Source organism: Pseudomonas sp. 01L34 (assembly GCF_056400265.1).
The window spans coordinates 109,017-134,976 of the sequence record NZ_JBFTSX010000002.1 but is presented as its reverse complement, the minus strand read 5'-3'; the positions used below and the strand labels follow the sequence as shown (position 1 = coordinate 134,976).

The 25,960-nt window shown below is 60.6% G+C and carries 21 protein-coding genes and 1 pseudogene; 17 read left to right on the top strand and 5 right to left on the bottom strand.

Features of this window, described 5'->3' with window-relative positions:
• Positions 1–38 precede the first annotated feature (38 nt).
• Positions 39–866 carry an AraC family transcriptional regulator gene (locus AC1DQM_RS04990; RefSeq protein ID WP_019649022.1) on the bottom strand — a complete coding sequence of 276 codons (828 nt, stop codon included), beginning with the start codon at positions 864–866 and terminating at the stop codon, positions 39–41.
• Between the two features lie 185 nt (positions 867–1,051).
• On the opposite strand from AC1DQM_RS04990, the gene AC1DQM_RS04985 reads away from it, so the two are divergent.
• From AC1DQM_RS04985 to AC1DQM_RS04965, 5 genes and pseudogenes are all read left to right on the top strand, one after another.
• The gene (locus AC1DQM_RS04985; protein WP_018927864.1) at positions 1,052–2,191 is read left to right on the top strand and encodes an ornithine cyclodeaminase family protein; all 1,140 of its coding nucleotides are present in this window, start codon (positions 1,052–1,054) and stop codon (positions 2,189–2,191) included.
• Positions 2,192–2,225: 34 nt separating this feature from the next.
• Entirely contained in the window at positions 2,226–2,648 is a 423-nt protein-coding gene (locus AC1DQM_RS04980) for a RidA family protein (RefSeq protein ID WP_033062030.1), read from the top strand.
• 57 nt (positions 2,649–2,705) lie between these two features.
• Entirely contained in the window at positions 2,706–3,998 is a 1,293-nt protein-coding gene (locus AC1DQM_RS04975; RefSeq protein ID WP_138867352.1) for an NAD(P)/FAD-dependent oxidoreductase, read from the top strand.
• Between the two features lie 34 nt (positions 3,999–4,032).
• Complete coding sequence (locus tag AC1DQM_RS04970; RefSeq protein WP_138867353.1) at positions 4,033–4,881, top strand: alpha/beta fold hydrolase; 849 nt, start codon at positions 4,033–4,035, stop codon at positions 4,879–4,881.
• 10 nt (positions 4,882–4,891) lie between these two features.
• Positions 4,892–4,999, top strand: a pseudogene (locus AC1DQM_RS04965) (aldehyde dehydrogenase family protein); the annotation flags it as partial.
• On the opposite strand, the gene AC1DQM_RS04960 reads toward AC1DQM_RS04965, so the two are convergent.
• A complete protein-coding gene (locus AC1DQM_RS04960) occupies positions 4,987–5,730 on the bottom strand; it encodes a GntR family transcriptional regulator (RefSeq protein WP_019578600.1) in 744 nt (247 codons plus the stop codon). The pseudogene AC1DQM_RS04965 and the gene AC1DQM_RS04960 sit on opposite strands and share 13 nt — an antisense overlap.
• 135 nt (positions 5,731–5,865) lie before the next feature.
• Between AC1DQM_RS04960 and AC1DQM_RS04955 the strand changes: the two genes are divergently transcribed.
• From AC1DQM_RS04955 to AC1DQM_RS04940, 4 genes are all read left to right on the top strand, one after another.
• Positions 5,866–6,705, top strand: a complete 840-nt coding sequence (locus tag AC1DQM_RS04955) for an ABC transporter ATP-binding protein (protein WP_138867354.1) — start codon at positions 5,866–5,868, stop codon at positions 6,703–6,705.
• The gene (locus AC1DQM_RS04950; RefSeq protein ID WP_138867355.1) at positions 6,702–7,703 is read left to right on the top strand and encodes an ABC transporter substrate-binding protein; all 1,002 of its coding nucleotides are present in this window, start codon (positions 6,702–6,704) and stop codon (positions 7,701–7,703) included. Before AC1DQM_RS04955 ends, AC1DQM_RS04950 begins: the two co-directional genes overlap by 4 nt.
• 7 nt (positions 7,704–7,710) lie before the next feature.
• Complete coding sequence (locus AC1DQM_RS04945) at positions 7,711–8,460, top strand: ABC transporter permease (protein ID WP_138867356.1); 750 nt, start codon at positions 7,711–7,713, stop codon at positions 8,458–8,460.
• A 61-nt stretch (positions 8,461–8,521) separates the two neighbouring features.
• A complete protein-coding gene (locus AC1DQM_RS04940; RefSeq protein WP_138867357.1) occupies positions 8,522–10,891 on the top strand; it encodes a hypothetical protein in 2,370 nt (789 codons plus the stop codon).
• Between the two features lie 50 nt (positions 10,892–10,941).
• On the opposite strand, the gene fdhA is transcribed toward AC1DQM_RS04940, so the two are convergent.
• The gene (fdhA, locus tag AC1DQM_RS04935; protein ID WP_019578605.1) at positions 10,942–12,141 is read right to left on the bottom strand and encodes a formaldehyde dehydrogenase, glutathione-independent; all 1,200 of its coding nucleotides are present in this window, start codon (positions 12,139–12,141) and stop codon (positions 10,942–10,944) included.
• 389 nt (positions 12,142–12,530) lie between these two features.
• Between fdhA and AC1DQM_RS04930 the strand changes: the two genes are divergently transcribed.
• The 3 genes from AC1DQM_RS04930 to AC1DQM_RS04920 all read left to right on the top strand — a co-directional run bounded on the left by AC1DQM_RS04930 (position 12,531) and on the right by AC1DQM_RS04920 (position 16,391).
• Positions 12,531–13,793, top strand: coding sequence for a serine hydrolase domain-containing protein (locus AC1DQM_RS04930; protein WP_138867358.1), 1,263 nt, complete (start codon positions 12,531–12,533; stop codon positions 13,791–13,793).
• A gap of 117 nt (positions 13,794–13,910) precedes the next feature.
• Positions 13,911–15,248 (top strand): alginate export family protein, encoded by a 1,338-nt coding sequence (locus tag AC1DQM_RS04925; RefSeq protein WP_111454914.1) that lies wholly within the window; start codon positions 13,911–13,913, stop codon positions 15,246–15,248.
• 39 nt (positions 15,249–15,287) lie between these two features.
• Complete coding sequence (locus AC1DQM_RS04920; protein WP_064617327.1) at positions 15,288–16,391, top strand: polyamine ABC transporter substrate-binding protein; 1,104 nt, start codon at positions 15,288–15,290, stop codon at positions 16,389–16,391.
• A 78-nt stretch (positions 16,392–16,469) separates the two neighbouring features.
• On the opposite strand, the gene AC1DQM_RS04915 is transcribed toward AC1DQM_RS04920, so the two are convergent.
• Complete coding sequence (locus tag AC1DQM_RS04915; protein WP_018927876.1) at positions 16,470–17,081, bottom strand: TetR/AcrR family transcriptional regulator; 612 nt, start codon at positions 17,079–17,081, stop codon at positions 16,470–16,472.
• Between the two features lie 217 nt (positions 17,082–17,298).
• The gene (locus AC1DQM_RS04910) at positions 17,299–19,074 is read right to left on the bottom strand and encodes a sigma-54-dependent Fis family transcriptional regulator (protein ID WP_138867359.1); all 1,776 of its coding nucleotides are present in this window, start codon (positions 19,072–19,074) and stop codon (positions 17,299–17,301) included.
• A gap of 293 nt (positions 19,075–19,367) precedes the next feature.
• Between AC1DQM_RS04910 and AC1DQM_RS04905 the strand changes: the two genes are divergently transcribed.
• From AC1DQM_RS04905 to AC1DQM_RS04885, 5 genes are all read left to right on the top strand, one after another.
• Positions 19,368–20,843 (top strand): benzaldehyde dehydrogenase, encoded by a 1,476-nt coding sequence (locus tag AC1DQM_RS04905; protein ID WP_111454916.1) that lies wholly within the window; start codon positions 19,368–19,370, stop codon positions 20,841–20,843.
• Between the two features lie 71 nt (positions 20,844–20,914).
• Positions 20,915–21,682, top strand: a complete 768-nt coding sequence (locus tag AC1DQM_RS04900) for a coniferyl-alcohol dehydrogenase (RefSeq protein WP_138867360.1) — start codon at positions 20,915–20,917, stop codon at positions 21,680–21,682.
• Between the two features lie 79 nt (positions 21,683–21,761).
• A complete protein-coding gene (locus tag AC1DQM_RS04895) occupies positions 21,762–23,411 on the top strand; it encodes a DUF1302 domain-containing protein (RefSeq protein WP_138867361.1) in 1,650 nt (549 codons plus the stop codon).
• A 15-nt stretch (positions 23,412–23,426) separates the two neighbouring features.
• The gene (locus tag AC1DQM_RS04890; RefSeq protein ID WP_018927881.1) at positions 23,427–24,788 is read left to right on the top strand and encodes a DUF1329 domain-containing protein; all 1,362 of its coding nucleotides are present in this window, start codon (positions 23,427–23,429) and stop codon (positions 24,786–24,788) included.
• Positions 24,789–24,858: 70 nt separating this feature from the next.
• Positions 24,859–25,959: a WD40/YVTN/BNR-like repeat-containing protein gene (locus AC1DQM_RS04885; RefSeq protein ID WP_138867362.1), complete on the top strand. Its 1,101-nt coding sequence runs from the start codon at positions 24,859–24,861 to the stop codon at positions 25,957–25,959.
• The last annotated feature ends 1 nt before the right edge of the window (position 25,960 follow it).

Sequence of the window (25,960 nt, the reverse complement as noted above, 5' to 3'; positions counted from 1 at the left end):
GGGGGATGAAGGCGCGCGTTTGTTTTTGAAAGGGAGGGTCAGGCGTAGTTGATCCGGTCGGTGTAGGCGTTCTGGGTCATTTGGCGTTGATAGTCGCAAGGCGTTGTACTGACCAGTTTCTTGAAGTCGCGCAGGAAGTGCGATTGATCGGAAAAGCCCAGGTCGAGGGCCAGCTCCGAAAACGATACATCGTGTTGGGTATTGAGGGTGTCCAGAGCTGCCTGGCAGCGGATGATTCGGCAAAAGGTCTTGGGTGACATACCAGTGTCCTGGCTGAACTGTCGGTGCAGCGTGCGACTGGTGTACCCGCTGAGTTCTTCCAGTTGCTGAATACGAATATCACCGCGGTGGCGCAGCGCCTGCTGAATGACCATGGCCGTGAGCGCTGACGTTCTCCCCATCAGGCGGGGGGCGAGGTAGTCGTTGAACAGCCGCATCTGATCGCCCAGCAGCGGTGCTTGAACGATATTTTCGAAGATGCGCTGGGCGAACCCCGAGACCTCCAGCAGGTCGAGTTCCCGTTCGGTCAATTCCTCGGCCAGCACATTGATAAATCCGGGAATGACGCCCGGTGAAAAGCGCACGCCGAAGTAGTGATGGTTCTGGTGTAACTCGACCGCTTGGGCAGCCAGCGGCGTGCCACAGATCCGGGCGGTAGGGCGTGTCGCATCACAGTCGAAAACAATATCCACGCAACCGTCCGGCACGGCCAGCAGGTTGGCTGATTGAGCCACATCGAAGGCATAGAAATGCGAGATCGCCGGGTGTTCGGAGGGCATGACCGAATACCGTGAAGAGTTGAGCACGAACCAGGGCTGTTCGTTCGCAGTGTGGTGCCTGGGAGGCGGCGCGCACTGTTTGATCATGGTTGCACCTTCGATGAGCAGCGATACGGAAGTTTTCACGCATTAATCACGCCAACTGTTGCGCGCCGGTCAATCGGGCATGTCCGAAATTTACAATACCGCCGAAAAACGCGCCCTGATACTCGAGGTCGACAGCGTGGAGCTGCGCCTACCGCAGCGATATCACCTTCAGCCCGAGAATAACTATGTCTACAAATACAAAAATCGACTTCATCTACCTCTCCGAGCAGGACATGATCCGCGCGGGCGTGACTGACATGCTGGCGTGCGTGAACACCATGGAGGAGATGTTCGGCCTGCTCTATGCCGGTGACTATCGCATGGCCGGTCCGAACAATGACTCCCATGGCGCGATGGTGATCTTCCCGCAGGATTCACCCTTCCCGAACATGCCCAAGCCCACGGCTGACCGACGCATGATGGCCATGCCTGCCTACCTGGGCGGCAGCTTTTGCACCGCAGGCGTGAAATGGTACGGCTCCAATATCGCCAACCGCGAAAAAGGCCTGCCGCGCTCGATTCTGATGTTTACCTTGAACGACCCCGACACCGGCGCACCGCTGGCCCATATGTCGGCCAACCTGCTGTCCGCGTACCGCACCGGTGCGATTCCCGGCGTGGGCGCGCGCCACCTGGCACGCAAGGACTCGAAAGTCGTCGGCCTGCTCGGCCCGGGTGTGATGGGCAAGACCACACTGGCGGCATTCATCGCGGTATGCCCGCATATCGACACACTGAAGATCAAGGGTCGCGGCCAGAAGAGCCTTGATAACTTTATTGCCTGGGTCAAGGAAACCTACCCGCAGGTCACCACGATCGAAGTGGTCGACACCCTTGAAGCGGTGGTTCGTGACTCCGACCTTGTTACTTATTGTAGCTCCGGTGAGGTGGGCGATCCCACAACCTACCCAATTGTGAAGCGCGAGTGGGTCAAGCCAGGTGCCTTCCTCGCGATGCCTGCATCCTGCTCCCTTGACGACGGGATGGAACAGCGCGACGTACGCAAGGTGCTGGACAACACCGGTCTCTACCAAGCCTGGTTTGAAGAACTGCCCAAGCCTGCGCATCACTGCGTGCCGGTGATTGGCGTGCGCTTCATGGACATGATTGCCGAAGGCAAGATGCGGCTCGAAGACGTCGAGGACATTGGCAAGATCATCGCCGGGGCCGCGCAAGGCCGTAAGAACGATGAAGAAATCATCATCATGTCGGTGGGCGGGATGCCCGTGGAAGACGTGGCCTGGGGCACGGTGGTTTACCGCAACGCCATCGAAAAAGGCATCGGCGTCACCTTGAACCTGTGGGAAACCCCGGTTCTGCGTTAAGCCATCCATCACTTATTTTGAAGAGGCATTCCACATGACAAACATCATCAAGCTCAAGACCGGTTCCCCGTTTGAAGATCAGGCCAGCTATTCGCGCCTGGTGGTCGTGGACAACTGGATCTACGTGTCCAACACCGCAGGCCGCAACCCACAAACCAAGCTGATCCCGGAAGATATCCTCGAACAGACCCATCAGGTATTCGCCAACATCGAGGCGGCCCTGGCGGCGGTCGATGCGAGCCTGGCGGACGTGGTGTGTTCGCGGGTGTTCATCCAAGACCCCAAGGACGTACCTGCCGTGATGGCCCTGATCGGCGAAAAGTTTCGCGGCGTTGACCCTGCCAGCACCGTCACCTGTCCGCCCTTGGGGTCGACGGTCTACAAGGTGGAGCTGGAAGTGACGGCGTATCGCAACGCGTCGAAGGCGCAAGTTGAAGTCATTCGACTGTCGCAGTAACTGTCACGCGGCCATGCGCAGGCGTGGCCTACCTCATTCGTTTACCGAGTCTTGATCATGGCACCCACTATAGCGCCCGTGAAAACGTCTACCGTGTTTCCCTCCGCAACCTCCGTCGTCATCATTGGCGGCGGGATTATCGGCCTGACTGCAGCGTTGACATTGGCCGAACGCAATATTGCGGTGGTGGTGCTGGAAAAAGGTCGTATCGCCGGCGAGCAGTCGTCACGCAACCTGGGCTGGGTACGCAAGACCAGCCGCCACGCAGCCGATATCCCTCTGGCCCTCGCCGCTGACCGTCTGTGGGCAAAGATGCCTGAGCGGGTAGGGGCGGATGTCGGGTATCGCCAGGAAGGCATCATGTTCGTGGGCCGCAGCCCATCGCAGATGGCGATGCACGAGGGATGGCTCAAGTCGGTGGAGCATTTGTCGCTGGATTCACGGCTGCTCAGCAAGCGCGAGATTGACGCGCTGGTTCCGGGCGGCGTGGGTGAGTGGGCCGGTGGCATCTTCACGCCGTCCGATGCGCGTGCCGAACCGACGCTGGCAAGCAGCGCTATCGCCAAGGCCGCCATGGCCCTGGGTGTGGTGATTATCGAGCAGTGCGCGGTACGGACGCTGCAAATGTCCGCCGGCACGGTCAGTGGCGTGGTCACCGAGCAAGGTGAGATTCGCTGTGATCATGTGCTGCTGGCTGGGGGGATGTGGTCACGGCGTTTTCTGGGCAACCTCGGTGTGTCGTTGCCGACCTTGCCCTTGACCTGCTCGGTGCTACGTACTCACCCAATGGAGGGGCCGACGGAAATTGCTGTCGGCGCACCGGACTTTTCGTTTCGCAAGCACAAGGACGGCGGCTTCATCATTACCCAGCGCGGCAAACTGGATGCCTTCCTGACCCTCGACCACCTGTTGCTCGCCAAGCAATACATGCCGCAGTTCCGTGCGCAACGCAGCGTTCTGAACGTGTCGTTGGGCAAGCCTTTTTTCAATGACTTGGCGCTTGCCCGGCGTTGGAAATCCGACAGTGTCAGCCCGTTCGAGCGCGTCAGGGTGCAGGACCCGGCCGCCAACCCGCAGCTCAATAACGATGCGATGAACAACCTCATTGCGGCCTGGCCGGTGTTTGAACAGGCGCGGATCGCCCTGGCCTGGGCAGGCACTATTGATGTCACACCCGATTCGAATCCTGTCATTGGGCCGGTCGCGCAGATTCCGGGGCTGACCGTGGCCACCGGCTTCTCGGGGCACGGCTTCGGCACGTCGCCGGCGGCAGGTCACCTCGCCGCGGATCTCGTCAGCGGTCATGCGCCGATCATTGATCCAAGCCCTTATCGGTTCGATCGTTTCTAGGTCGGTCGAAGCCACGCATATAAGGAACCAAACGATGCCTTCTGACAGCTGCTTCTTTACCAACCGTTCTGGCTTGCGCCTGCACTTTTTGCGCTGGGGTGAATCCACCGGCGTGCCCCTGGTGCTATTACATGGCTTGCGGGCCTACGCCCAAACCTGGGAATCGCTGGTGCAATCTCTGGGTGCAGGCTACTGCGTCTATGCCCTGGACCAGCGCGGTCGAGGACTGAGTGACTGGGCCGCGCCCGGCAGCTACCACACGCAGTCGTATGTCGAGGACCTCGAGGACTTGGTCGCCCATGTTGGCTTGTCGCGTTTTGTATTGCTGGGGCACTCATTAGGGGGCGCCAACGCCCTTGAATATGCGCGGCAAAACCCGGGGCGATTGGTTGGCTTGATGATCGAGGACATCGGCCCCGGCTCCTCAATCCGGGGCGATGGCGCCGCGCGTATTCGCCGCGAAATGAGCCAGACGCCTTTGCAGTTCGATAGCTGGGAGGCGGCCCGCACATTCTGGCAGGCTTCGCGCCCTGGGTTGTCGGAACAGGGCCTGGCATCAAGGCTCACTCATTCGATGAAAGAGATCGATGGCGTGATCACTTGGCGCCATGATCAGCAGGGTATTGCCGAGGCGCGCCTGAGTATCGAGCCGACGGACCTATGGCCGGCGGTGCGCGCGCTGGATTGCCCGACCCTGTTCATTCGCGGCGGCCGCTCGGACTTTCTGCCGCCCGCGATGCTGCAAGCGATGAGCGCCAGCAATCCGCACGTCCAGACGGTGGAGGTCGCAGGCGCCAGTCACTATGTACACGATGATCAAGGCGAGGCGTTCAACGCGCTGGTCGCAGGCTTTCTCAAAAACCTTGAGCTCCCGGGCCAATGAAACCCACGGCACGGTGAGAATCAAACCGGCGATGGAAACCCCATTGACCGCCATGCGTCGGGTTGAATTGGCGATTGAGGCGGGCATTCCTGCGGGTGCACTGATTCAGCTGGCGGGTCTGGATTTGAAGACACCACTCAAGACAAAGGCATAACGTTCCGGGCGGATGTAGAAGGTCGTACGGTCGCAGCAGCGGCCGTCGGCAAACCAGGAGGTGCGCTCCATGACCAGCAGTGCCGCGCCACGTTTGATGTGCAAGGCACTGGCCAGGTGTTTATCGGCTTCTTGCGCGCGGATCGCCAGATCGGCTCGGGTGACCGCCATGCCAGTGATCGACTCGAGAATGGAGTAAATCGGTTGATGCTCGACTTCAGTCCAGACCACGCTGGCCAATTCGGCCGGTAAATGGCTGCGGCCCAGTGCGATGGGTTCGTCATCGACGAAATGCAGTCGTTCCAGAAGCAGGCAATCGTCCGCTTCTTCAAACAAACCACGCAATGCCTCTGGAACCGGCTGCAGGGTATGGCTGATGACGCGCATGCTCGGTTCGAGCCCTTGCAGCAACAAGGCTTCATGAAAACTACGCAACGCGTCCAGGCCGTGCCGCACCTGTTTGGCCGCCACGAAGGTGCCTTTGCCTTGTTTGCGCTCTACCACGCCGTCGTCGCTGAGTTTGCCCACCGCCAGGCGAACGGTGACGCGGCTCACCGCAAAACGTTTACCCAGCTCTGCTTCTGACGGCAGCTTGCCGCTGGGCTCAAAGTCGCCACGTTGAATCTCTTCCAGCAATTGCTGGGCAATCTGCTCGTAGAGTGAGGTGGTGCTGTCGCGAAGAATGGACGTAGACACTGTCGGTTTCCATGGCCTTGGAGGAGGGCGGTGCGCCTTCACTTCTAAGGTTATAAAAATAGGTTATTGGGACGACTTGTATTAATACGTATTATGTCAGGTATTCCCATTGTAAACGACCTGACGACACTTGCCATGTTCAAAACCCTCCCTTACGCACAGCAGCAAGCCGATGCGCTGACGGTCGATGACATCAGCTTCAGCTACCCCAATGGGCATCGCGTGTTTTCCTCTTTCAGCCTGAACGCCAGGCCCGGTGAGTTCGTTGCGATCCTGGGGCCATCCGGTTGCGGGAAAACCACCTTGCTGAACTTGTTGTCAGGTTTTGTGCAACCGCAAAGTGGTCAGATCAGTATCAACCAGACGGCGGTGCGTCCAGAGCGTTCGGAGTTGGGTTATGTGTTTCAGGCGCCGCAGTTGTTTCCCTGGTTGAGCGCCTTGGAAAACGTCCGTTTCGGCCTGCGAATGGCGGCTCGGATCAACGAATCGCAGCAGCGTTCTCAAGCCTTGCAGTACCTGCGTCTGGTCGGTCTGGAGAATGCCGCGCATCGGTTGCCGCATCAGTTGTCTGGCGGCATGCAGCAGCGGGTTTCCCTGGCCAGGACCCTGGCATTGGAGCCCAGCGTGTTGCTGATGGATGAGCCATTCGCTGCACTGGATGCCATCAGCCGCAACAGCTTGAACGAAGAGACCTTGCGCATCTGGGCTGAATTGGGTCAGACGGTGCTGTTCATTACCCACGATATCGACGAAGCGGTGTTTCTGGCGGATCGGGTCATCGTGCTCAACATCGCCCCCGGCGGTATCCACAGCGAACTGAATATTCATTTGCCGCGTCCTCGCTCCAACCTCGAAACCCGCCGGTTGCCGGCCTTTCTCGATTACCGCAATGAGCTGATGGAGCGCATTTCCCAGGTCATGGAAGTGCCTGCAGCCTCCGCTTACCCAACCCGCCAACCTGAGTTGACAGCATGATCAAACATTCGCTGCTTGCCCTTTCCTTGTCTGTTGCCGCCTTGGCAAGCAGCGTATTCGCCATGGCTGGCGAAGAGAAACCCTTGCGTGTGGGTTATGTATTCGCGATGGCCAACGCCCCGGCGTTGATCGCCGACAAACAGGGCTACTACCGCGAGGAAGGCTTGAATGTCGATCTCATGGCCTTGGGCGATGGTCCGGTAATCCAGCAGGCGCTGGCCGCTGGCGAGCTGGATGTGGCCTATGTCGGTACGCCGCCGGTGTATCAATGGTTTTCCCGGGGGCTGCAAAGCCGGATTCTGGCCAAGGTCAATTACGGTCAGGCCGCGGTGATTGTCGACGCCAAGAGTCCGGTTACCGCCCTGGATGAACTCAAGGGGAAAAAACTGGCCGGGGTCAAGAAGGGCAGTGGCATGGATGTGCTGCTGCGCGGCTATGTGCTGAAAGAAAAGGCCGGGCTCAATCCTGACAAGGATCTGGACATCATCGACATGCCACCCGGCAATATGAACGCGGCGCTGGAGCGCGGCATTGTCGATGCGGCGTTTTCCTGGGAACCCTTTGTCAGCCAGTCGTTGTTGCGCGGGTCGAGCCGGATCCTGCTCGACGTCAATCAGGCGCTGCCGAATTACCCTTGGTACGTGGTGATCGCCTTACCCAAAACCTTGCAGGAGCGACCGGAAGATGTGGTGAAGCTGCTGCGTGCGCACCGCAAGGCCATCGCCTTTCTCAACGAGCACCCCGATGAGTCGAATCGAATCATCGCCGAGGCGTTCAAGCTTGAAGCGGTGCAAGGCGTAGACGGCAAGACCATCGCCCCGCAAGCCATCGTCGCCCAGGCACGTACCCGGTTGGGCTGGTCAGCGGACTTGCAGCCTGCGGATATTCAATTCATCCAGCGCCTGATGAATTACTCCCACGACCTGGGTTTTATCGATACCACGCTAAAGACCGAACAGATCGTGGATACCTCCTACCTGCAAAAAGCCTCGCACTGAGTCTGTCATGTCCTTGCCAAAACCGAATTGGGGATGGGCGTCACTGCCATTCCTGCTGTTGATCTGGATGGCCCTGGCCAGCCGCTTTCCCACTTACATCCTGCCGCAGCCATGGGATGTTGCCCGCGAGGCTGTGCGCTGGCTGGGCGACAGTTCGTTGTGGCAGCACCTGCGGGCCAGCGTCCTTGAAGAGGTTGGCGGCTTTTGCGCGGCGGTGGTCGTCGCGATTCTGCTGGGTACTGCCGGTGGCCTGTCCTCGCGTTTTCGCGATTTCATCTCGCCGCTCAACAGCCTGTTCATGGCGATCCCGCCGATCGCCTGGGCACCGCTAATCATGATCATTTTTGGCTTGGGCTATGTCTCCATCGTGTTGGTGATTTTCATCGCCGCGATGTTCCCCATGGCCGTGACCATTCAGGAGGGCGTGCAGAGTATCCGCGGCGGTGAAGTCCGTGCGGCACGCACCTTGGGCGCCAACCGCTGGCAACTGCTGGCCCACGTTTACCTGCCGGCCTCGCTGCCCTTCGTGACGGCGGCGTTGCGCATCGGCTTCAGCCAGGGCTGGAGGGCATTGGTCGCGGCGGAAATGATCGGTGCGTCCCAGGGCATCGGCTGGATGGTGTCGACGGGTGGGCAGATCGGCAACAGCAGCCAGGTGCTGCTGGGCATTGTGGTGATCGGCCTGATTGCCTGGCTGATGGAGAGTTTTGTGTTCAGGCGTATCGAGCGTCATTACCAGAAATGGCGAGTGCAGTAAGCATCGTCATTTGACTTCAACCCCCTTCAAACCTTCAGTGGACCACTGCACGAGGTGTCATGTGAGTAACGTTTTCGATCCCCGCGAAGCCGGGTATTACATTGCCCCTCAAGGCCTCTACGAACGCAACAAACAACGCCCGTTTCTGGGCAGCATCCACTGTGATCGTGACACGCTGATTGCCGGCCAATGGGATGAAATTACCCTGGTCTACGAGGTCGGCGGCAGCGGCCTTGCGGACGGCGCCTGGCTGAAACTGGCCTTCAAGTTCTACTCCGACTGGGCCTTGTTCCAGACCTCGAATCCGACTGGCCCCAACTATGTCAGCGCCGAATATCAGGCAGGCGAGCTGGTCCCTGGCCAGAGCCAGGCCTCTGTGCAGCATCTGAAAGTGCGCTTCGACCAGAAGGGGCATGAACGGCCGTTTCAGAAAGCGATCATCATCGACATCATCGACGGTTACCTGAATCCGGGAGACAAAATAATCATTCGCCTGGGCGATCGTCGTCAGGGCGGCGCGGGTACGCGGGTGCAGAGTTTTGTCGAGAAGGACTTCCGTTTCCGTTTGTTCATCGACCCGCTGGGCAGCTCGAAATTTGCCGAGGTGCCGGGTGACCCGCTGCTGAACATCGTGCCGGGACCGGCGCAAAGCGTGCAGTTGATCGTGCCTCGCCTGGTCAGCGCGGGTGAGGCGTTCGACGTACTGCTCAGGGTGGATGATGCCTGGGGCAACACCTGCCGCAACTTGCCGCTCCAAGGTGTCCTGACTCTGGTTGATCCCGAAGGGGGGGAGCGACAACAACCGTTCACCCTGGCGGCTGAAGGTTGGGCGACTGCCCGGCTTGAAGGTTTTGATCTTGGTGCGGTGGGGGAGTGGCGCTTGTCGGCCGAGGTGGCGGTACCTTTTGTGCGTGCCGCTCGGGCGTTTGTCACGGTCGATCCGGCTGGCACTGCATTGCGCCCGCTGTACGCCGACCTGCATGTGCACTCCGATGACACGGTGGGCACCAACGACACCTTGTACAACCTCAGCTACGGTCGCGATGTCGCCGGGCTCGATGTCCTCGGTTACACCGCCAATGATTTCAATATCACTGAGCAGCGCTGGGATCAGGCGGTCAACCTGATTCACGAACTCAATGAACCAGGACGATTTGTTTGCTATCCCGGCACCGAATGGTGCGGCAACTCTTGCGCGGGCGGCGACCGTAATGTGGTGTTCCTGCATGACCGCAAACCCGAGTTTCCCTTCGACAATCAAGGGCGGCTGGTGCGTTCTTTCGAGTGGAACGAGTTCACCGCCGGCACTATCAAGCCGGGTGCCTGGCCGGTGGATGAGTTGTATGCCGCCTATGCCAAGGACCCCGAAGGGCATTTGATGATGCCTCACGTCGGCGGACGCCGTTGCAACCTCGACTGGCACCATCCGGAGCTGGAGCGCCTGATCGAGGTCGGCTCGGCCTGGGGGCAGTTCCATTGGGTCTACGCCGAAGCGCTTCAGCGTGGCTATCGGGTGGGTGCCGCGGCGAACAGCGATGAGCATCAGGGGCGTTGTGGCGGTGGTGTTCCGGCCACGGCGGTGTTCGGCTCTCGCGGCGGGCTGACTGGCGTGGTGGCCGAGGCCTTCGATCGAGCCAGTGTTGGCAAGGCACTTCGCGCCCGTCGCACTTTTGCCACCACCGGCGAGCGTTCATTTGCCAGCCTGCGCCAGGGCCAGCATTTCATGGGTGAAGTGTTCACCGCCGATGCAAATGCCACGCTGGACTATCGACTGCTCGGAGAGGCGGGCTGGGAGCAGGTCGATCTGTTCGATGGCGACAAACTGATCTGGTCGCGCAACCTGCATCAGGAATTGGGTTTTTCCAGCCAACGTATTCGTCTGCGCCTGGGCGGCGCAAGGATCAAGGACCGTTATCGCGGCGCCTACTGGACCGGCGAGATTCGCGTGACGGGTGCGGTCATCAACGGCTTTCGCGCCTTGGGTCTCGATCACCCCGAACAAACTGTATGGCGCAAGGATGCAACGGTTCTGGCCTTTCGCACCGACACCAACGGCGACACCGACAGCATCGAAATCGACTTGTCGCAATTGGCCGGCGCCACGCTGCAGGTTCATAGCCGCATCGATAACTACATCAAGGTCGGCGACCCGTCTGAACCGCAACCTTACGTGCATGCGCCGACGGTGCTGATGGAGTTGTCCGGCGATGAGTTGCTGGTGCAATCGCAAGTGACCGAAGAGTTGCCGGGCGCGGAGTTGAAGGTGTCCCTCGAAAGGACAACCGCTGCGCCGCTGCCTCGTGAACTGCAAGGGCAAATCGAGCTTGCCCGGTTGAATCTGGAGCAGGGGCGTGAACATCCATTGTTCATCTGCGCCCGGCAGCGCGATCAATCCCGAGTCTGGACCTCGGCGCTGTTTCTAACGTTATAAACGGCCATAAAAAAGGGCAGCTCAAAGCTGCCCTTGTCCCAACCCATTCCTTAGGCTGCGGTAAACAGCCTGTGCGGATCCATGACGAATTTCTTCGGCGCCCCGGCATCGAACTCGTGGTAGCCACGCGGCGCGTCGTCCAGGCTGATCACCTGCACGCCGACGACCTCGGCAATCTTGATCCGGTCCCACATGATCGCCTGCATCAGCTGACGGTTGTACTTCATCGTCGGGGTCTGGCCGGTGTGGAAACTGTGGGACTTGGCCCAGCCGAGGCCGAAACGGATGTTCAGGCTGCCATGCTTGGCGGCTTTGTTGACCGCACCCGGGTCTTCGGTGACATACAGACCGGGGATACCGATATTGCCGGCGACGCGCACCACGCCCATCAGCGCGTTGAGCACATCGGCCGGGGCCTCGTGCTGCGCGCCGTCATGGCCGTGGCCACGGGCTTCGAAACCGACCGCATCGACCGCACAATCGACTTCCGGCTCACCGAGCAGGTTGGCGATTTGCTCGTGCAGCGGAGTGTCCAGGGTCAGGTCGGCGATCTCGAAGCCCTGGGCCTTGGCATGCGCCAGGCGCAGCGGATTGACGTCGCCGACTATCACCACCGCCGCACCCAGCAGACGGGCGGAGGCGGCGGCAGCCAGTCCGACCGGACCGGCGCCGGCGATATACACCGTGCTGCCAGGGCCGACACCGGCGGTCACCGCGCCATGGTAGCCGGTCGGCAGGATATCGGAGAGGCAGGTCAGGTCGCGGATTTTCTCCATTGCCTTGTCGCGGTCGGGCAGCTTCAGCAGGTTGAAGTCGGCATACGGCACCAACACATATTCGGCCTGGCCGCCAACCCAGTCACCCATGTCCACATAGCCATAGGCACCGCCGGGGCGCGCCGGATTGACCGTCAGGCAGACGCCGGTGTGCTGCTCCTTGCAACTGCGACAACGGCCGCAGGCGACGTTGAACGGCACCGATACCAGGTCACCGATCTGCACGTTTTCCACGTCACGGCCCTTCTCGATGACCTCGCCTGTGATCTCATGGCCAAGCACCAGCCCGACCTGGGCCGTGGTCCGGCCACGCACCATATGCTGGTCGGAGCCGCAGATATTGGTCGAAACCACGCGCAGGATCACGCCATGGTCAATGCGCTTGCCGCGCGGGTCTTCCATTTTCGGATAGGGGATGGTTTGCACCTCGACCTTGCCTGCGCCGAGATACACGACACCACGATTACCAGACATGATTTCACCTCGCTTTTGTTGTTGTGAGAACACGGCCCTTGTACTGCGAAGGGTCGCGCGGCCTTACAGTGCGGCGGTAAATGTCTTGCGTTTGCGCGTGAATGCAGATGGGTTGGAAGTCACCTTCCAACGATGCGTGATAAGCCGTCATCGTATTGATCCTACGCCTGGTATCAGCACCCTGCGAGGGCATTTAGCACCCAATTACCCCCCGGTTGGCAGGGCTGGTGCAGGAGTAACGGGCGCTGAACGCCGTGTTTGCCCCCCCATCAAAGCACAGCGATAAAAATATTTTTATCTGATAAATGTTTTATTGACTAAAAAATAATACCGGGTAATTATTTCCCTGCATCTGCTTTCACGCAGAGTCATTTTGCAGGGGAAACCCGATGAGTCAGAACACCGTGCCGTTGCTGGCCAGTCTTTACATCGAGACGAATGAATCGTCACTCCACAGGCGCTTGGCGCCTTTGTTTATGCAGGGTTTTCCGGCCGAGCCGAAACGCCGCGTCACCTGGAACAACTGGATGCGTCCACCGTTCAATCAGTGGGGGTTCCGCAATCTGGCGCGCCTGCGTCCCTCCATTGATGTGGAGGCGGGTGGTGGAGCGGTCAGCGTCTTGAAGGAAGCGCCACAAGCGCTGGATGAACTGCACTTCGACAGTGAATGTGGCCTGAGCGTCAGTGTCATCGATCATCTGGTGGCCAGTCAGACCGACGCCTTTTTGGTGATGCAGGGCGACACCGTGTTGTTCGAGCGTTACTTCAACGGCCAGCGTCCCCGGGACCGGCACGTCATGTTCTCGGTGACCAAGTCGCTGATCGGCACCCTGGGGGAGCAACTGGTCTGCGATGGCATCCTCAATCCGGAGTTGCCGGCGGCGTTTTACGTGCCCGAACTGTTGGGCAGCGCGTTTGGCGATGCCACGGTGCGCCAGCTGTTCGACATGGCCGTGGGCATCGACTACAGCGAAGTCTATGACGATCCCAACTCCGAGAGCTCGCAGTACGGCTATGCCTGCGGTTTCCAGCCGGCACCTGCGCAGTACGCTCAGTTCGAGTCGCTGTATCAGTACCTGCCGTCGCTGAAAAAACGCGGCAGTCACGGCGGCTTTTTCCATTACGTGACCGCCACCACCGAAGCCCTGGCCTGGGTCATGGAGCGCGCTTCGGGCAAGGCTTGCAATCAATTGCTGCAAGACATCTGGAGCCAGTTGGGGTGTGAGCGCGACGGCTACTTCATGGCCGATCCTTGGGGGCGTAGCGTTGCCGGTGCCGGTTTCAACGCCACCTTGCGAGACATGGCGCGGTTCGGTCGGCTGCTGGCCAACGACGGTCGCCGTGATGGGCTGCAATTGCTGTCGACCGAGACGGTTGCACGCATTTGTGCCGGCTCCGATCCAGCGATCTACGCCAAAAACTCCGAGTTCTCCCAATGGACCCCTGACGCCTCCTACCGCAGCCAGTGGTACGTCTTCAACGACCACAGTCAGGCGATCATGGCCGGCGGTATCCACGGCCAGTACCTGTTCGTCGATAAGCCGTCCGGTGTGGTGATCGTCAAGCAGTCATCGCTGACCGAGGCTGTCAGCCCGTTCGATGCTGACAGCGTGCGCATGCTGCGTGCCATCGCCGCGCACCTTACTCACTGAAACGCCTCATAACGACAAGAAGTTTGCGACCTATTCGCCTGGCTCGACCAGGTGTTGGCGGCGCTTTGCGCCGCCATTCACTGCCCTGTAACAACAATAATCACACAGGAGCTTCATATGGTTCTCATGACGCGTTTCTCTCGAACGCTCTTAGCGGTCAGCTTACCCCTGACCGCCCAAGTCGCACTGGCGGGCTACACCTTCGAGGATGGCAACCTCAAGGGTGAGGTCAACTTCACTGCCGGCGGTGCGACCCTTTCCACCCGTAACGTCAACTTCGGCAGCGGCCGCGTCGATGCGCGCAGTGGCAAGAATGGCGGTACGAAAATCGACTGGCAGGAGCTCTACGTCAAGCCCGGCGTCAAGCTGGAATACGCCCTGCAGCCAGACTTCAGCCTGTTGGCCGGTGGCTCGCTGGTGGCGGCGACCACCTTTGGCGACGGCGATGCCGGCGGCTTCACCCGCAGCTCTGATGGTGATGTAGCCACCGAAGAACTCTACGGTGGTTTCCGGGCCGGGGAGTGGACGCTCACAGCCGGTCGCCAGAACTACATGATCGGGACCGGCTTCATCGTCATGGACGGTAACCTCGACCAACTCAAGGACGGCGCCTACTGGCTTGGCCCCAGAACCGCCTTCAAGGATTCGGCCATCCTGGCCTGGGATCATGGCGCATTGAAGACCCAGGCCTTCACCTTGCGGGTCGATGACGATCTGGGTGACTTCCGCATGACCGGCGCTAACCTGGACTACAACCTCGACGACCAGGTGACACTGGGGGCCATGGCGATGAAGGTCAACGCGCTGGGGCCCAAGGGCAGTACACTGCCACGACGCCGGGACGGGATGCAGGTGTACAACGTGCGTGCGTTGAAGGCCAAAGTACCGGGCGTGCCGGACTTGACCCTGAATGCCGAATACGCCGTGGAACGGGGCAGTGGTGAAGGCGTGGATTACGATGCCAACGCCTGGTACGGTCAGGCGGATTACGCCTTCAACACGTTGCCGCTGACCCCGGTGATCGGCTATCGCTACGCCAGTTTTTCCGGCGACGACAACCTCGCCGACAACCGGCAGAAAGCCTGGGAGTCACTGAGCAAGGGCTTCGTCGACTGGAGCACCTGGCTGGTGGGGGATGTCGTCGGCAACTACCTGCTGTTCAACAGCAACGAAAACGTCCAGCAGTTCTCGCTCAAGACCCACCTCAATGAAACGCTGACCCTCGGCGCGATCCACTATCAGTTCTGGCTGGACGAGAAAAACTACATGGGTGCGCAGGTCAGCGATCGGCGCTTTGCGGACGAGAGTGTGGTTTTCCTCGACTGGACCCCGACGCCGTCGTTCTATACGTCGCTCTCCTATAACTGGGTCAAGCCGCTGGCCGCCGCCAGGCAGGTGTTCGGCGATGACCAGAAATTCAGTGCGCTGGAACTGTACTTCACCTACCGCTATTAAGTGCCGCGAGCCTTCGCGGCCGCGCAGGAGTGCTTCACCATGAACACGTTTTTGCGTAACACCTTATTGGGCGCTGTAGTGTCGTTGCTGGCCAGCGGTGTGTGCCTGGCTGAAGAGCGCACGGTGCGGATCTACAACTGGATCGAATACCTGCCACCTGAAGTGCTCAAGAGCTTCCAGGAGGAAACGGGCATCCGTCCGATCTACGACGTTTTTGACAGTGTCGAAACCCTGGAGTCCAAGCTGCTGACCGGCAATTCCGGGTATGACGTGGTGTACCCCGGCAGCGCCAACCTGAGTCACCTGATCGCCGCCGGTGCCGTCCAGCCGCTGGACCGCAACCAGCTGCCGAACTGGCGGCACCTGGACCCGGAGTTCATGAAAACCCTGGAAGCTGCCGGTGATACGGGCAACCGCTACGCAGCACCGTACCTATGGGGCACCACGCTGATCGGCTACAACGTCGACAAGGTTCAGCAAGTCCTGGGCGCCAATGTGCAGATGAACACCTGGGACATGATCTTCAAGGAAGAGAACCTCGCCAAGCTGGCCAGTTGCGGTGTCGGTTTCCTCGACGCAGCCAACGAAATCGTGCCCATCGCCTTGCACTACAAGGGCCTCGACCCCAACAGCCAGAAGCGCGAAGACTACCCGCAGGCCCAGGCGGCGATGATGAAGATTCGCCCGCACATCACCTACTTCAACTCCTCACGCTACGGCATGGACCTGGCCAACGGTGACATTTGCGTAGCCGTCGGCTGGTCGGGTGGCGTGGCGCTGGCCAAGCAACTGGCCGATGCGGCCGGCAAGGGCGTCAGGGTGGAGATGGCGTTACCCAAGGAAGGCGCGCCGATGTGGTCGGACGTGATGATGGTGCCGACCAACGCCCCCCATACCAAAGAAGCTTATGAGTTCATCAACTACATCCTGCGCCCTGACGTCATTGCCCGGATCAGCAACAAGATCGGTTACCCCAATCCGAACAAGGACGCCACCGCACTGGTGAACGCCGAGATCCGTAATAACCCCAACATGTATGTGCCGGACGAAGCGCGCAAAACACTGTTCGCTCTGCAGCCCATGCCGGCAGCCGTGGAGCGGATCCGCACCCGCACCTGGACCACCATCAAGACCAACCGCTGATCATCGTGACGCCGGGCTCGCCAGCGATGACGCGCCTCGGCTATGGCATGCAGCCAGTCTGGGAGGAGGCTGGCGTTCTCAGGCCCGCATTCCGTAAAAGAGCAGCTCGGTGATACGCCTTACCTGGGCGGAGTGTGACTCGATGTCCGGCTGTTCCTGGTTGACCAGCCTGAACAACTGCAGGTGTGAGTAGTCGTTCAACAGGAAGGCGGCCAGGTCGACGTTGAGGTCGGCGCGTAGCTTGCCGGCCTGTTGCAGTTCTCTGAGTAAACCGCTGATTTCGGCCCTGAGCGCATCGTTCATGGCCCGATAACCTTCGGGCAGTCCGTTATCACCACCAAATAGAATCAACGGCAGCAGTTCACGCCAGAGACTGGGATGCATGACTTCCAGGGCGTAACCGGTCAGCAGGCGTTCCAGGTAGCACAGGGCGTCGACCGGATCCTCAATTTCAGGGATCTGGTTGCGGGTGTCCTTGAGGGCGCGCTGGTCGGCGTCGTGCAGGATTTCCAGGATGATTTCCTGCTTGTTGCCGAAGTACTTGAACACGGTGGGCGCCGACACCCCAGCCTGGTTGGCGATCTGTTCGATGGTGGTGTTCTGGAAACCTTGACGCTCGAACAGTTCGATCGCTGCCTTGCTGATGGCTTGGCGTCGTTCGACTTTCTGACGTTCACGCAGTCCGCTCACGGTTGATCCCTTGTCGCTATGAATAAAGGGGGCGCATGTCGCCCAATCATCCATGCAAAATACTTAATCGGGTAAAACTTTTAAAGCGCTAATTTCTGTAGTGCGCGTTTATCCCGGAAGCGAAAAGTCTCGTTGGCTGATGGCGAGCGTCCTCAGGCTTAATAGTTAATTTCATTAATCTTTTAAGCGCTGTTCACCATGCATTGACCCGCCTGAATCAAGCCGATGCCTGTCGGTATTTTTTCAGTCGATAGGCAAACTGCGCACGACTCAAACCCAGCAGTCGCGCGGCAGCGGCCAGATTGCCTTGGCTTTTTTGCAGCGCTTCATCGATCAGGCGCGACTCCAGCCCTTCAATGGAGAAGCCGTGTTCCAGGCGAGCCAGGGTCTCCAGCAAGGCCGGGCGAGGCTGTGTGCCGGCGGGACTCTGGTCGGTTGCGGCGAGACTGCCATTGTCGTCCAGAGAGTACGCATCCTGCGGCATGGGTTCGTTGCGAAACAGGTGGATCAGATCGATGGCTTGGCCGTCTTCGCTGGCGATCAGGCCGCGCTCCACCAGGTTCTGCAGTTCCCGTACGTTGCCGGGGAAGTCATAGCGCAATAACACCTTGAGTGCGCGCATGGTCAGGCCGGCGGGTTTGCGGGCGTAGGCCTGACAGAAGCGCCGCAGGAACGCGTTGACCAGCAACGGAATGTCGTCGCGACGTTCGCGCAGCGGTGGCAGCACGATGGGGTAGACATTCAGCCGGTAGAACAAGTCTTCGCGAAATTCTCCGGCCGCCACGGCTTTGCGCAAGTCGACATTGGTGGCCGCCACCACCCGGACGTCGACCTTGATGGGCTGGCCACCGCCGATGCGCTCGATCTCTCGCTCCTGCAATGCACGCAGCAACTTGCCCTGACCCGGCAGGCTGAGGCTGGCGATTTCGTCGAGAAACAGCGTGCCGCCCTGGGCGCGCTCGAAGCGTCCGGGGCGCGAATGGGTCGCGCCGGTGTAGGCGCCACGCTCGACACCAAACAGCTCAGCCTCGATCAGATTGTCCGGGATGGCGGCGCAGTTGAGCGCCACGAAAGGTGCTTGATGGCGTGGGCTGAACTGGTGCAACTGACGGGCGAACAACTCTTTGCCGACCCCGGACTCGCCGCTGAACAACACCGTGGCGGGCGTCGGCGCCACGCGCTGCAAGGCGAGGGTAGCGGCATTGAAGGCCGCGCTGGCGCCAATCGGTTTTGGCCCGCCGGGGTTTTCGCTGTCGTCATCCTGGGGGGCGGGCGCCGGGGCTTGAGGCTGTTTGGGCTCGGCGCTTGAGGGTGAGGCAGTGAGATAACTCAGGTCCTGCTCGACATCGCCCCATTGCTCGGCGGTCTTGCCGATCACCCGGCAGCTCTCATGGCCCATGCCCCGGCATTCGGTTTCGCGGAAGATCACCAGACGGCCGAACAGCCCGCTGACATAACCGATGGCATAGCCCAGTTCGGTCCAGCACACCGGATCCTGGCCGATCCCGTAGGCGGCGATATGTTCGTCGGCCTCACAGGAATGGTGCCAGAGGAATTCACCTTCATAGAAGCCTGAGTCGGCGTCGAATTTGAAGTGCAGGGGTTCGACCTTGGTCATGCCTTCAAGTGTATGCAGACGCGTGCCGGCCGAGAAAACCGCCGCGGCGTCGGCGTCCGGCCAGCGCTCGCGGATCAGTCGCGCATCGCGTGCGCCGGAGAGATAGCCGGTGCGGGTAAACAGGCCGCGGCTCTGTTCCAGTCCCTGGCGCTCGATAATTTCCCGTCGCAGCGCGCCGAAGGATGAGCTGTGCAATAGCAGCATGCGCTGGTCGTTGAGCCAGATACGTCCGTCAACAGGGGAAAAGAACAGGCATTCGGTCAACTCGGCCAGGGTCGGTGAGTTGCCTTCGGCCAGTTGGGTACTGTCGCCTCGGGGCGAGAAATGCTCCTCCTGCACGGCAAGATGAGGAAGCAGCGAATGGGGATTGTTCATTGTTATGCCCCTGAGCGAGTCGACTGATCGAAATGATCAACTAGCAAAACAGTTATTAAACATAACTTTATCATTTGGACAAGTGGCGAGCTGCCGGCTGTACGCCAAGCACCTTGTCCTATTCGCAAACACCCCTCTATAGCCCGCAGGCCAGAGCCTTCGCCACTTGAAATGCGGCGCGACGCAGGAAGTCGGCACAGCCCTTGCTCTAGCGCTTTCACCACGCAGACGCCTTGCATCGTTTTAGCAAGGCCGCGTCAGGCAATGACAAACACAAGAGCCGGGAGACCGAAATGTCGGTAAGTGAACCATCTGATTTTCTGCGGGACGAGCCATGGCGTGAACGCATCTTCAATGGCGACTGGCTACGTCCATTGGGCGGCAGCCATAGCGTCATCGAACCGGCCACCGGCGAGGTGTTGACCGTCACCGGTTTGGCCGATGCAGCGGACATCGCGTTTGCCAGCCTGAACGCCGCTCGTGCTCAACCGGCCTGGGCGGCATTGGGGCCACGGGAACGCGCAGAGATCTTTCGTAAAGCTGCCGCACTGGCCCAGCAACACTTTGCCGAACTGGCGTTGTACATCGCCCGGGAAAGTGGCGGCAGCCTGTTCAAGGGTGAACATGAGGTCCGTGAGGCGATCGTGTTGCTGCATCAGGCGGCCGGGCTGCTGTCGCAACCCCATGGTCTGGTTCTGCCGAGCGAAGCGGGGCGTTTGTCCTATGCACGCCGATTGCCCCATGGCGTGGTCGGGGTGATCTCGCCGTTCAACTTTCCCCTGGTGTTGTCCCTGCGTTCGGTGGCGCCGGCGCTGGCGGCGGGCAACGCCGTGGTGCTCAAGCCCGATCCGCAGACCCCGGTCAGTGGCGGTTTCATCATTGCCCGGTTGTTCGAGGCGGCCGGTCTGCCCAAGGGCTTGCTGCAGGTGTTGCCGGGTGCAGCGCCAGCCGGAGAAGCGCTGTGCCGCGATCCGCATGTGCGGATGATCGCGTTCACCGGCTCCACCGCAGCGGGGCGCAAAGTCGCGGAGCTGGCTGGGCGTCATCTAAAAAAAGTCGCCCTGGAGCTGGGCGGCAAGAACTCGTTGATCGTGCTCGAAGACGCCGATCTCGAACTGGCGGCCAGCAACGCCGCGTGGGGTGCCTGGCTGCATCAGGGGCAGATTTGCATGGCCACCGGACGCATCCTGGCCCATGAGTCGATTGCACAAGAACTGGTCCGCCGGTTGGCAGAAAAGGCACGGGCAATCACGGTCGGCAATGCCGCTCGCGGTGAGGCGGTGCTGGGGCCGTTGATCAACAAACGCCAGCTGTTGCGAGTGCATGAAATCGTCACGGAGAGTGTGACGGCCGGGGCAACTCTGCAAGCCGGCGGCGAGTATGAGCAGCTCTTCTACCAACCCACGGTGCTTTCCGGTGTGCGCCCGGGCATGCGTGCGTTCGACGAGGAAATCTTCGGCCCGGTGGCCACGGTGGTGAGTTTTGCCAGCGACGATGAGGCCATCGACCTGGCCAACCGCACCGAGTATGGCTTGTCCGCGGGGATCATTACGCCTTCGGTCGGGCACGCGATGGCGATGGGCGAGCAACTCAATTGCGGGCTGCTGCACATCAACGACCAGACAGTGGCCGACGAATGCATCAACCCCTTCGGCGGACGCGGCAGCTCAGGAAATGCCGGCAGCGTAGGCGGCCCGGCCGACTGGGATGAATACACCCAATGGCAATGGGTGACGGTCAAGGATAAGGCGCCGCGTTACCCGTTCTGACGGGCCGGTTTTGTCGGGCCGACAAGGTAGGTCGGCTCACCGAGTACACAAAAATAATAAGAGGACTCAACATGAAACTCGACAACAAGATTGTGCTGGTGACCGGCGTCTCTTCGGGTATCGGCGCGGCCACGGCAAGCCTGCTGCGCAGCCACGGCGCCCACGTGATTGGCGTGGACCTGAAGGCGCCGCACATGACCCTGGATGGTTTTGTTCAGGGCGATCTGAGCAGTGCCGAGAACATCGACCGGTTGCTGGCGCAGCTACCGGCACGGATCGACAGCCTGTGCAATATCGCCGGGGTGCCGGGCACTGCAAACCCGCAACTGTTGGCGCGGGTCAACTACCTGGGATTGCGCCACTTGAGCAGCGCGTTGCTGCCACGCATGAACGCTGGCGGCAGCATCGTCAATATCGCCTCGATCCTCGGCGCCGAGTGGCCGTTACGTCTGGAACAGCACAAGGCGCTGGCGCGCATCGAAGGTTTCGCCGCCGGGCAGGCCTGGCTGGCCGAGCACCTGGTACCGGACCAGACCTGCTACCAGTATTTCAAGGAAGCCTTGATCGTCTGGAATTACCTGCAGGCCCAACCCTGGTTTCTCGAACATTCGGTGCGCATGAACAGCGTCGCGCCAGGTCCGGTTTTCACGCCGATCCTCGGCGACTTCGTGAGCATGCTCGGTGAGGCCCGAACCCAGGCCGATGCCCATCGCATGAAACGCCCCGCTTATGCCGATGAGGTAGCGGCGGTGATCGCTTTCCTGTGTGCCGACGAGTCGCGCTGGATCAACGGCGTCAACCTGGCCGTCGATGGCGGATTGGCCTCCACCTACATCTGAAATGCACACCTGTAGACGGCGGCGCAAGCCGCTACCTGTGGCGAAGCCATGCCAAAAATAAAAATAATGAGGAGCGTCCATGGACAACGTTAAACGTTGCTTTCGTTTCAAGCATTGCGCCCTGTTTCTGGCGTTATGCAGCGCCGGTGTGATGGTCGAAAGGGTCGAGGCCATGCAAATGGACCTTGGTGATTCCGACTGGAAACTGCGTTGGGACAACACCATCAAGTACAGCCAGGCCTGGCGTCTTCAGGGGCAGGACAGCCGATTGGTCAACGCACCGACCGCCAACGGCCTGTATCCCTCGATCCAGAGTCAGGGCGATAAAAACTTCAGCAGTGGCCTGGTCTCCAATCGTCTGGACCTGTTTTCCGAAATGGACCTCAGCCGGCAAAACTATGGCCTGCGCGTGAGCGGCGCAGCCTGGTACGACGATATCTACAACAAGGGCACCGACAGCAGCGAGCAAACGCATTTCCTCAGCGAAACCCGCAAGCTCCACGGTCGCGATGCGGAAATTCTCGACGCCTTCGTGTTCCTGCGCGGTGACCTCGGTGAAGACTCCCAGGGCGTGGTGCGTCTGGGCCGACACAGCCTGATCTACGGCGAAAGCCTGTTCTACGGTGGCAACGGCATTGCCAATGCCCAGGGCCCGACCGATGTGGTCAAGTTGCTCAGCGTGCCGGGGACCCAGTTCAAGGAGATCCTGCGTCCGGTCAATCAGATCTCCGGGCAGTTGCAGATCAACCCGCAGTTGTCGGTGGGCGCTTACTACCAGTTTGAGTGGGAACGCTCCAATGTGCCCGGCGCCGGCAGCTACCTGAGCGATATCGATGCCATCGGTTACGGCAGCGGTTCACTGCACGAAGTGTTCGGCAACGACACGGTGAATGTTGGCGATTTGAAACCGCGAAATTCGGGGCAGGGCGGTATGCAGATCCGCTTCAAGCCGACCGGCACCGAGTTGGAGCTGGGTTTCTACGCTGCGCAGTATCACGACAAAACCCCGACCGGCCTGTACGCCTACCTCGACGGTGCGGCTGCGGCCGCCACCGGGTTGCCGATCCTGAGTTCCTATCGTCAGGTCTACGCCGAAGACATCAAGACTGCCGGCGTCAGCTTCTCCACCGCTTATGGGCCGTTCAACTTTGCCGGTGAAACTTCCGTGCGCTGGAACGCGCCGCTGGTGAGCAATCTGCAAGTGGTGGCCCCTGGCGTGGCGGCCGATGGCGACGATAACTCACTGTTTGCCAGGGGCAAAACCGCTCACGCCAACCTGTCGGCGATTTACCTGTTATCGCCCACCGCATTTTGGGATGGCGGCTCGGCACTGGCCGAGCTGGCCTGGAACCGCACCCTGAGCGTGACCGAGAACGCCGCCGCGCTGGATGCCAACACCACCCGCGATGCTACGGCACTGCGGGTATTGGTGGAGCCGGCGTACTTCCAGATTGTCGACGGGATCGACCTGACCGTGCCGATCGGCATGGGTGTGGTACTCGATGGGCGCTCTTCGGCGGTCAACAAATCGGGCTTCGGCAATACCCATTCCGGCGACTGGAGTGTCGGGCTCAAGGCCACCTACCTGCAGCGCTGGGATGTCGGCCTGAACTACGTGAACTTCTTCGGTGCCCCAAAAGCCGGGCTGCGCGAGGACGGCAATTTCAGTTACGGGCAGTCGTTGGCCGACCGCGACTTCGTCTCGCTCTACGTGAAAACCTCATTCTAATAAGGTGGATTCGCCATGCAGAACAAAGCATTTCTCAACACTTGCGTCCTCACCCTGGCCCTTGCCGGCATGAGCCTGGCGCAGGCGGCCGTGTCGCCTGAGCAGGCTGCACGTTTGAAGACTGAACTGACACCCCTTGGTGGCGAGCGCGCCGGCAACGCCGATGGCAGCATCCCGGCCTGGCAAGGCGGTTACACCAAGGTCGCGCCTGGCTACAAGCCAGGTGACAAACGTCCCGATCCATTCGCCGGTGAAAAACCGCTGTATTCGATCAAGGCCTCGAACATGGAGCAGTACGCCAATGTATTGGCCGAAGGCACCAAACTGCTGCTGAAGAAATACCCGGACTATCGCCTGGACGTCTACCCGACCCATCGCTCGGCGGCAGCCCCGCAATGGGTGTATGACAACACCGGCAAGAATGCCACCCGCGCCACGCTGGACGTGGCGAGCGAGAAAGTCACCGGCGCCTATGGCGGCATTCCGTTCCCGATCCCGGAAAACGGTACGCAAGTGCTGTGGAACTATCGATTGTCCTGGCAGGGCGGCGACACCATCAGCTCGCCTTTCGATACCTGGCTGATGACCGCCGGCGGCAAGAAAGTCCAGGCAACCCGCGCCCAGTACACCTACCAGTTTCCCTACTACGTCGAAGACGGCAGCCTGGAAAACTTTTCCGGCAAGTACCTGGTGGGCAAGCTGCTGACCGAGTTGCCATCGTCCAAGGCCGGTGAAGGCCTGATGACCCATTGGGACCTGGACCCGGCCAACCGCGCGGCCTGGCAGTATCTGGTCGGCCAGCGCCGGGTGCGTCGGGCGCCGAACATTGCCTACGACACCCCGGACTTCGTGACCTCGGGGGTCGGTCTGTTCGACGAAGCGTTCATGCTGTTCGGGCCTACCGATCGCTATGACCTCAAGCTGATGGGCAAGAAAGAACTGATTGTCGCCTACAACAATAACCGCGCCGGCCTGGCCAAGAGCGACGACCTGGTCAAGCAGAACTTCCTCAATCCTGACTTGGTGCGTTGGGAGAAACATCGGGTCTGGGTGGTCGAGGCCACGCTCAAATCCGGCAAGCGCCATGTGGTGCCGCGTCGCACCTACTACATCGACGAAGACTCCTGGCAGATCCTGATGGCCGACGGGTATGACGCGCAGGGCAAGCTCGGACGGCAGATGTATTCGCTGACGCTGCTGGCGCCGGACCTGCCGGCCCTTACCGCGCAGGTCATGTGGGGTAGCTACAACCTCGACACCGGGGCTTACTTCCTCAACTCCTCGAGCAACGATCTGGCGGTCCAGTACCAGAAAGTCGCGAAACCTTCGGCGTCCTATTTCACGCCGGATGCCATGGCCAACGAAAACATGCGTTGAACCTGAGGGGGCCGTGGTGGGTGAGGGTGCGCGCTACGGTCGCTTGTGACTTTGCGAGTGGGATACCGACATGATGGTGCAAAAACGCTATGCGGGCTTCGGCCTGCGCCGGGGCGCCTGCGTCCTGGCATTGGGCTTGATGGCGTGTGTGTTCAACGCCCAGGCGAGCACGTTTGCAGTACTGCAGCAGCCGGCACTGTCGACCGCCAAGGCCCAGCGCGCAGCATTGCTCGGGCTGACCCGGGCCGGTGAGCGGCTGGTGGCGGTCGGCGAGCGCGGGATCGTGCTGCTCTCGGATGACGCTGGAGTGAATTGGCGCCAGGCCAGTGTGCCGGTCAGCGTCAGCCTGACGGCGGTGCAGTTCGTCGATGCCGAGCAGGGTTGGGCAGTCGGTCATCTGGGCGTGGTGTTGCACACCGAGGACGGCGGTGAAACCTGGCACAAGCAACTCGACGGTGAACGCGCCGCCGCGCTGGCGGTGCAGGCCGCTGAGCGCGATGCCGATCAGCCGGGCGGCGCCGGCAACCTGGCGCAGGCCCGGCAGATGCTCGACGACGGACCGGACAAACCGTTCCTCGACCTGTACTTCAGTGACCGCCTGCATGGCTACGTCGTTGGCGCCTATAACCAGATCTACCGCACCGACGACGGTGGGCGAAGCTGGCAGCCGTGGATGCAGCATGTGGACAATCCGCAGGGCCTGAACCTGTATGGCATTCGCGTCTCGGGCAACGATTTGCTGCTGGTGGGGGAGCGCGGTTTGCTGTTGCGTTCGACCGATGCCGGGCATTCATTCCAGGCCTTGAAGTCACCTTATGAAGGCAGCTTTTTCGGCCTGCTCGGCACTCGCGGCGGCGCCTTGATTGCCTATGGTTTGCGCGGTAACGCCTGGTGGTCCGATGACCGTGGCGGCAGTTGGCGACGCCTCGACACCGGCATCGAATCAACACTGTCGAGCGCCATCGAACTGCGCGATGGCAGCCTGCTGTTAGCCAGCCAGGGCGGCGAGCTTTTATTCAGCCATGACCAGGGTCGTAGCTTCGACAAACGCCAGAGCCGCAGCGGCGGGACTGTCGCTGCCGTGCAACAGGCGGCCGATGGCAGTCTGGCCAGCGTTGGTTTGAGCGGTGTGGCCGCTGACCAGGATCCACGAGCCTCTGGCAAACCTTGAA

Coding starts and splice junctions, on each gene's coding strand:
- AC1DQM_RS04990 (WP_019649022.1), bottom strand. CDS start 866: ATGATCAAACAGTGCGCGCCGCCTCCCAGGCACCACACTGCGAACGAA.
- AC1DQM_RS04985 (WP_018927864.1), top strand. CDS start 1,052: ATGTCTACAAATACAAAAATCGACTTCATCTACCTCTCCGAGCAGGAC.
- AC1DQM_RS04980 (WP_033062030.1), top strand. CDS start 2,226: ATGACAAACATCATCAAGCTCAAGACCGGTTCCCCGTTTGAAGATCAG.
- AC1DQM_RS04975 (WP_138867352.1), top strand. CDS start 2,706: ATGGCACCCACTATAGCGCCCGTGAAAACGTCTACCGTGTTTCCCTCC.
- AC1DQM_RS04970 (WP_138867353.1), top strand. CDS start 4,033: ATGCCTTCTGACAGCTGCTTCTTTACCAACCGTTCTGGCTTGCGCCTG.
- AC1DQM_RS04955 (WP_138867354.1), top strand. CDS start 5,866: ATGTTCAAAACCCTCCCTTACGCACAGCAGCAAGCCGATGCGCTGACG.
- AC1DQM_RS04950 (WP_138867355.1), top strand. CDS start 6,702: ATGATCAAACATTCGCTGCTTGCCCTTTCCTTGTCTGTTGCCGCCTTG.
- AC1DQM_RS04945 (WP_138867356.1), top strand. CDS start 7,711: ATGTCCTTGCCAAAACCGAATTGGGGATGGGCGTCACTGCCATTCCTG.
- fdhA (WP_019578605.1), bottom strand. CDS start 12,141: ATGTCTGGTAATCGTGGTGTCGTGTATCTCGGCGCAGGCAAGGTCGAG.
- AC1DQM_RS04930 (WP_138867358.1), top strand. CDS start 12,531: ATGAGTCAGAACACCGTGCCGTTGCTGGCCAGTCTTTACATCGAGACG.
- AC1DQM_RS04925 (WP_111454914.1), top strand. CDS start 13,911: ATGGTTCTCATGACGCGTTTCTCTCGAACGCTCTTAGCGGTCAGCTTA.
- AC1DQM_RS04920 (WP_064617327.1), top strand. CDS start 15,288: ATGAACACGTTTTTGCGTAACACCTTATTGGGCGCTGTAGTGTCGTTG.
- AC1DQM_RS04910 (WP_138867359.1), bottom strand. CDS start 19,074: ATGAACAATCCCCATTCGCTGCTTCCTCATCTTGCCGTGCAGGAGGAG.
- AC1DQM_RS04905 (WP_111454916.1), top strand. CDS start 19,368: ATGTCGGTAAGTGAACCATCTGATTTTCTGCGGGACGAGCCATGGCGT.
- AC1DQM_RS04900 (WP_138867360.1), top strand. CDS start 20,915: ATGAAACTCGACAACAAGATTGTGCTGGTGACCGGCGTCTCTTCGGGT.
- AC1DQM_RS04895 (WP_138867361.1), top strand. CDS start 21,762: ATGGACAACGTTAAACGTTGCTTTCGTTTCAAGCATTGCGCCCTGTTT.
- AC1DQM_RS04890 (WP_018927881.1), top strand. CDS start 23,427: ATGCAGAACAAAGCATTTCTCAACACTTGCGTCCTCACCCTGGCCCTT.
- AC1DQM_RS04885 (WP_138867362.1), top strand. CDS start 24,859: ATGATGGTGCAAAAACGCTATGCGGGCTTCGGCCTGCGCCGGGGCGCC.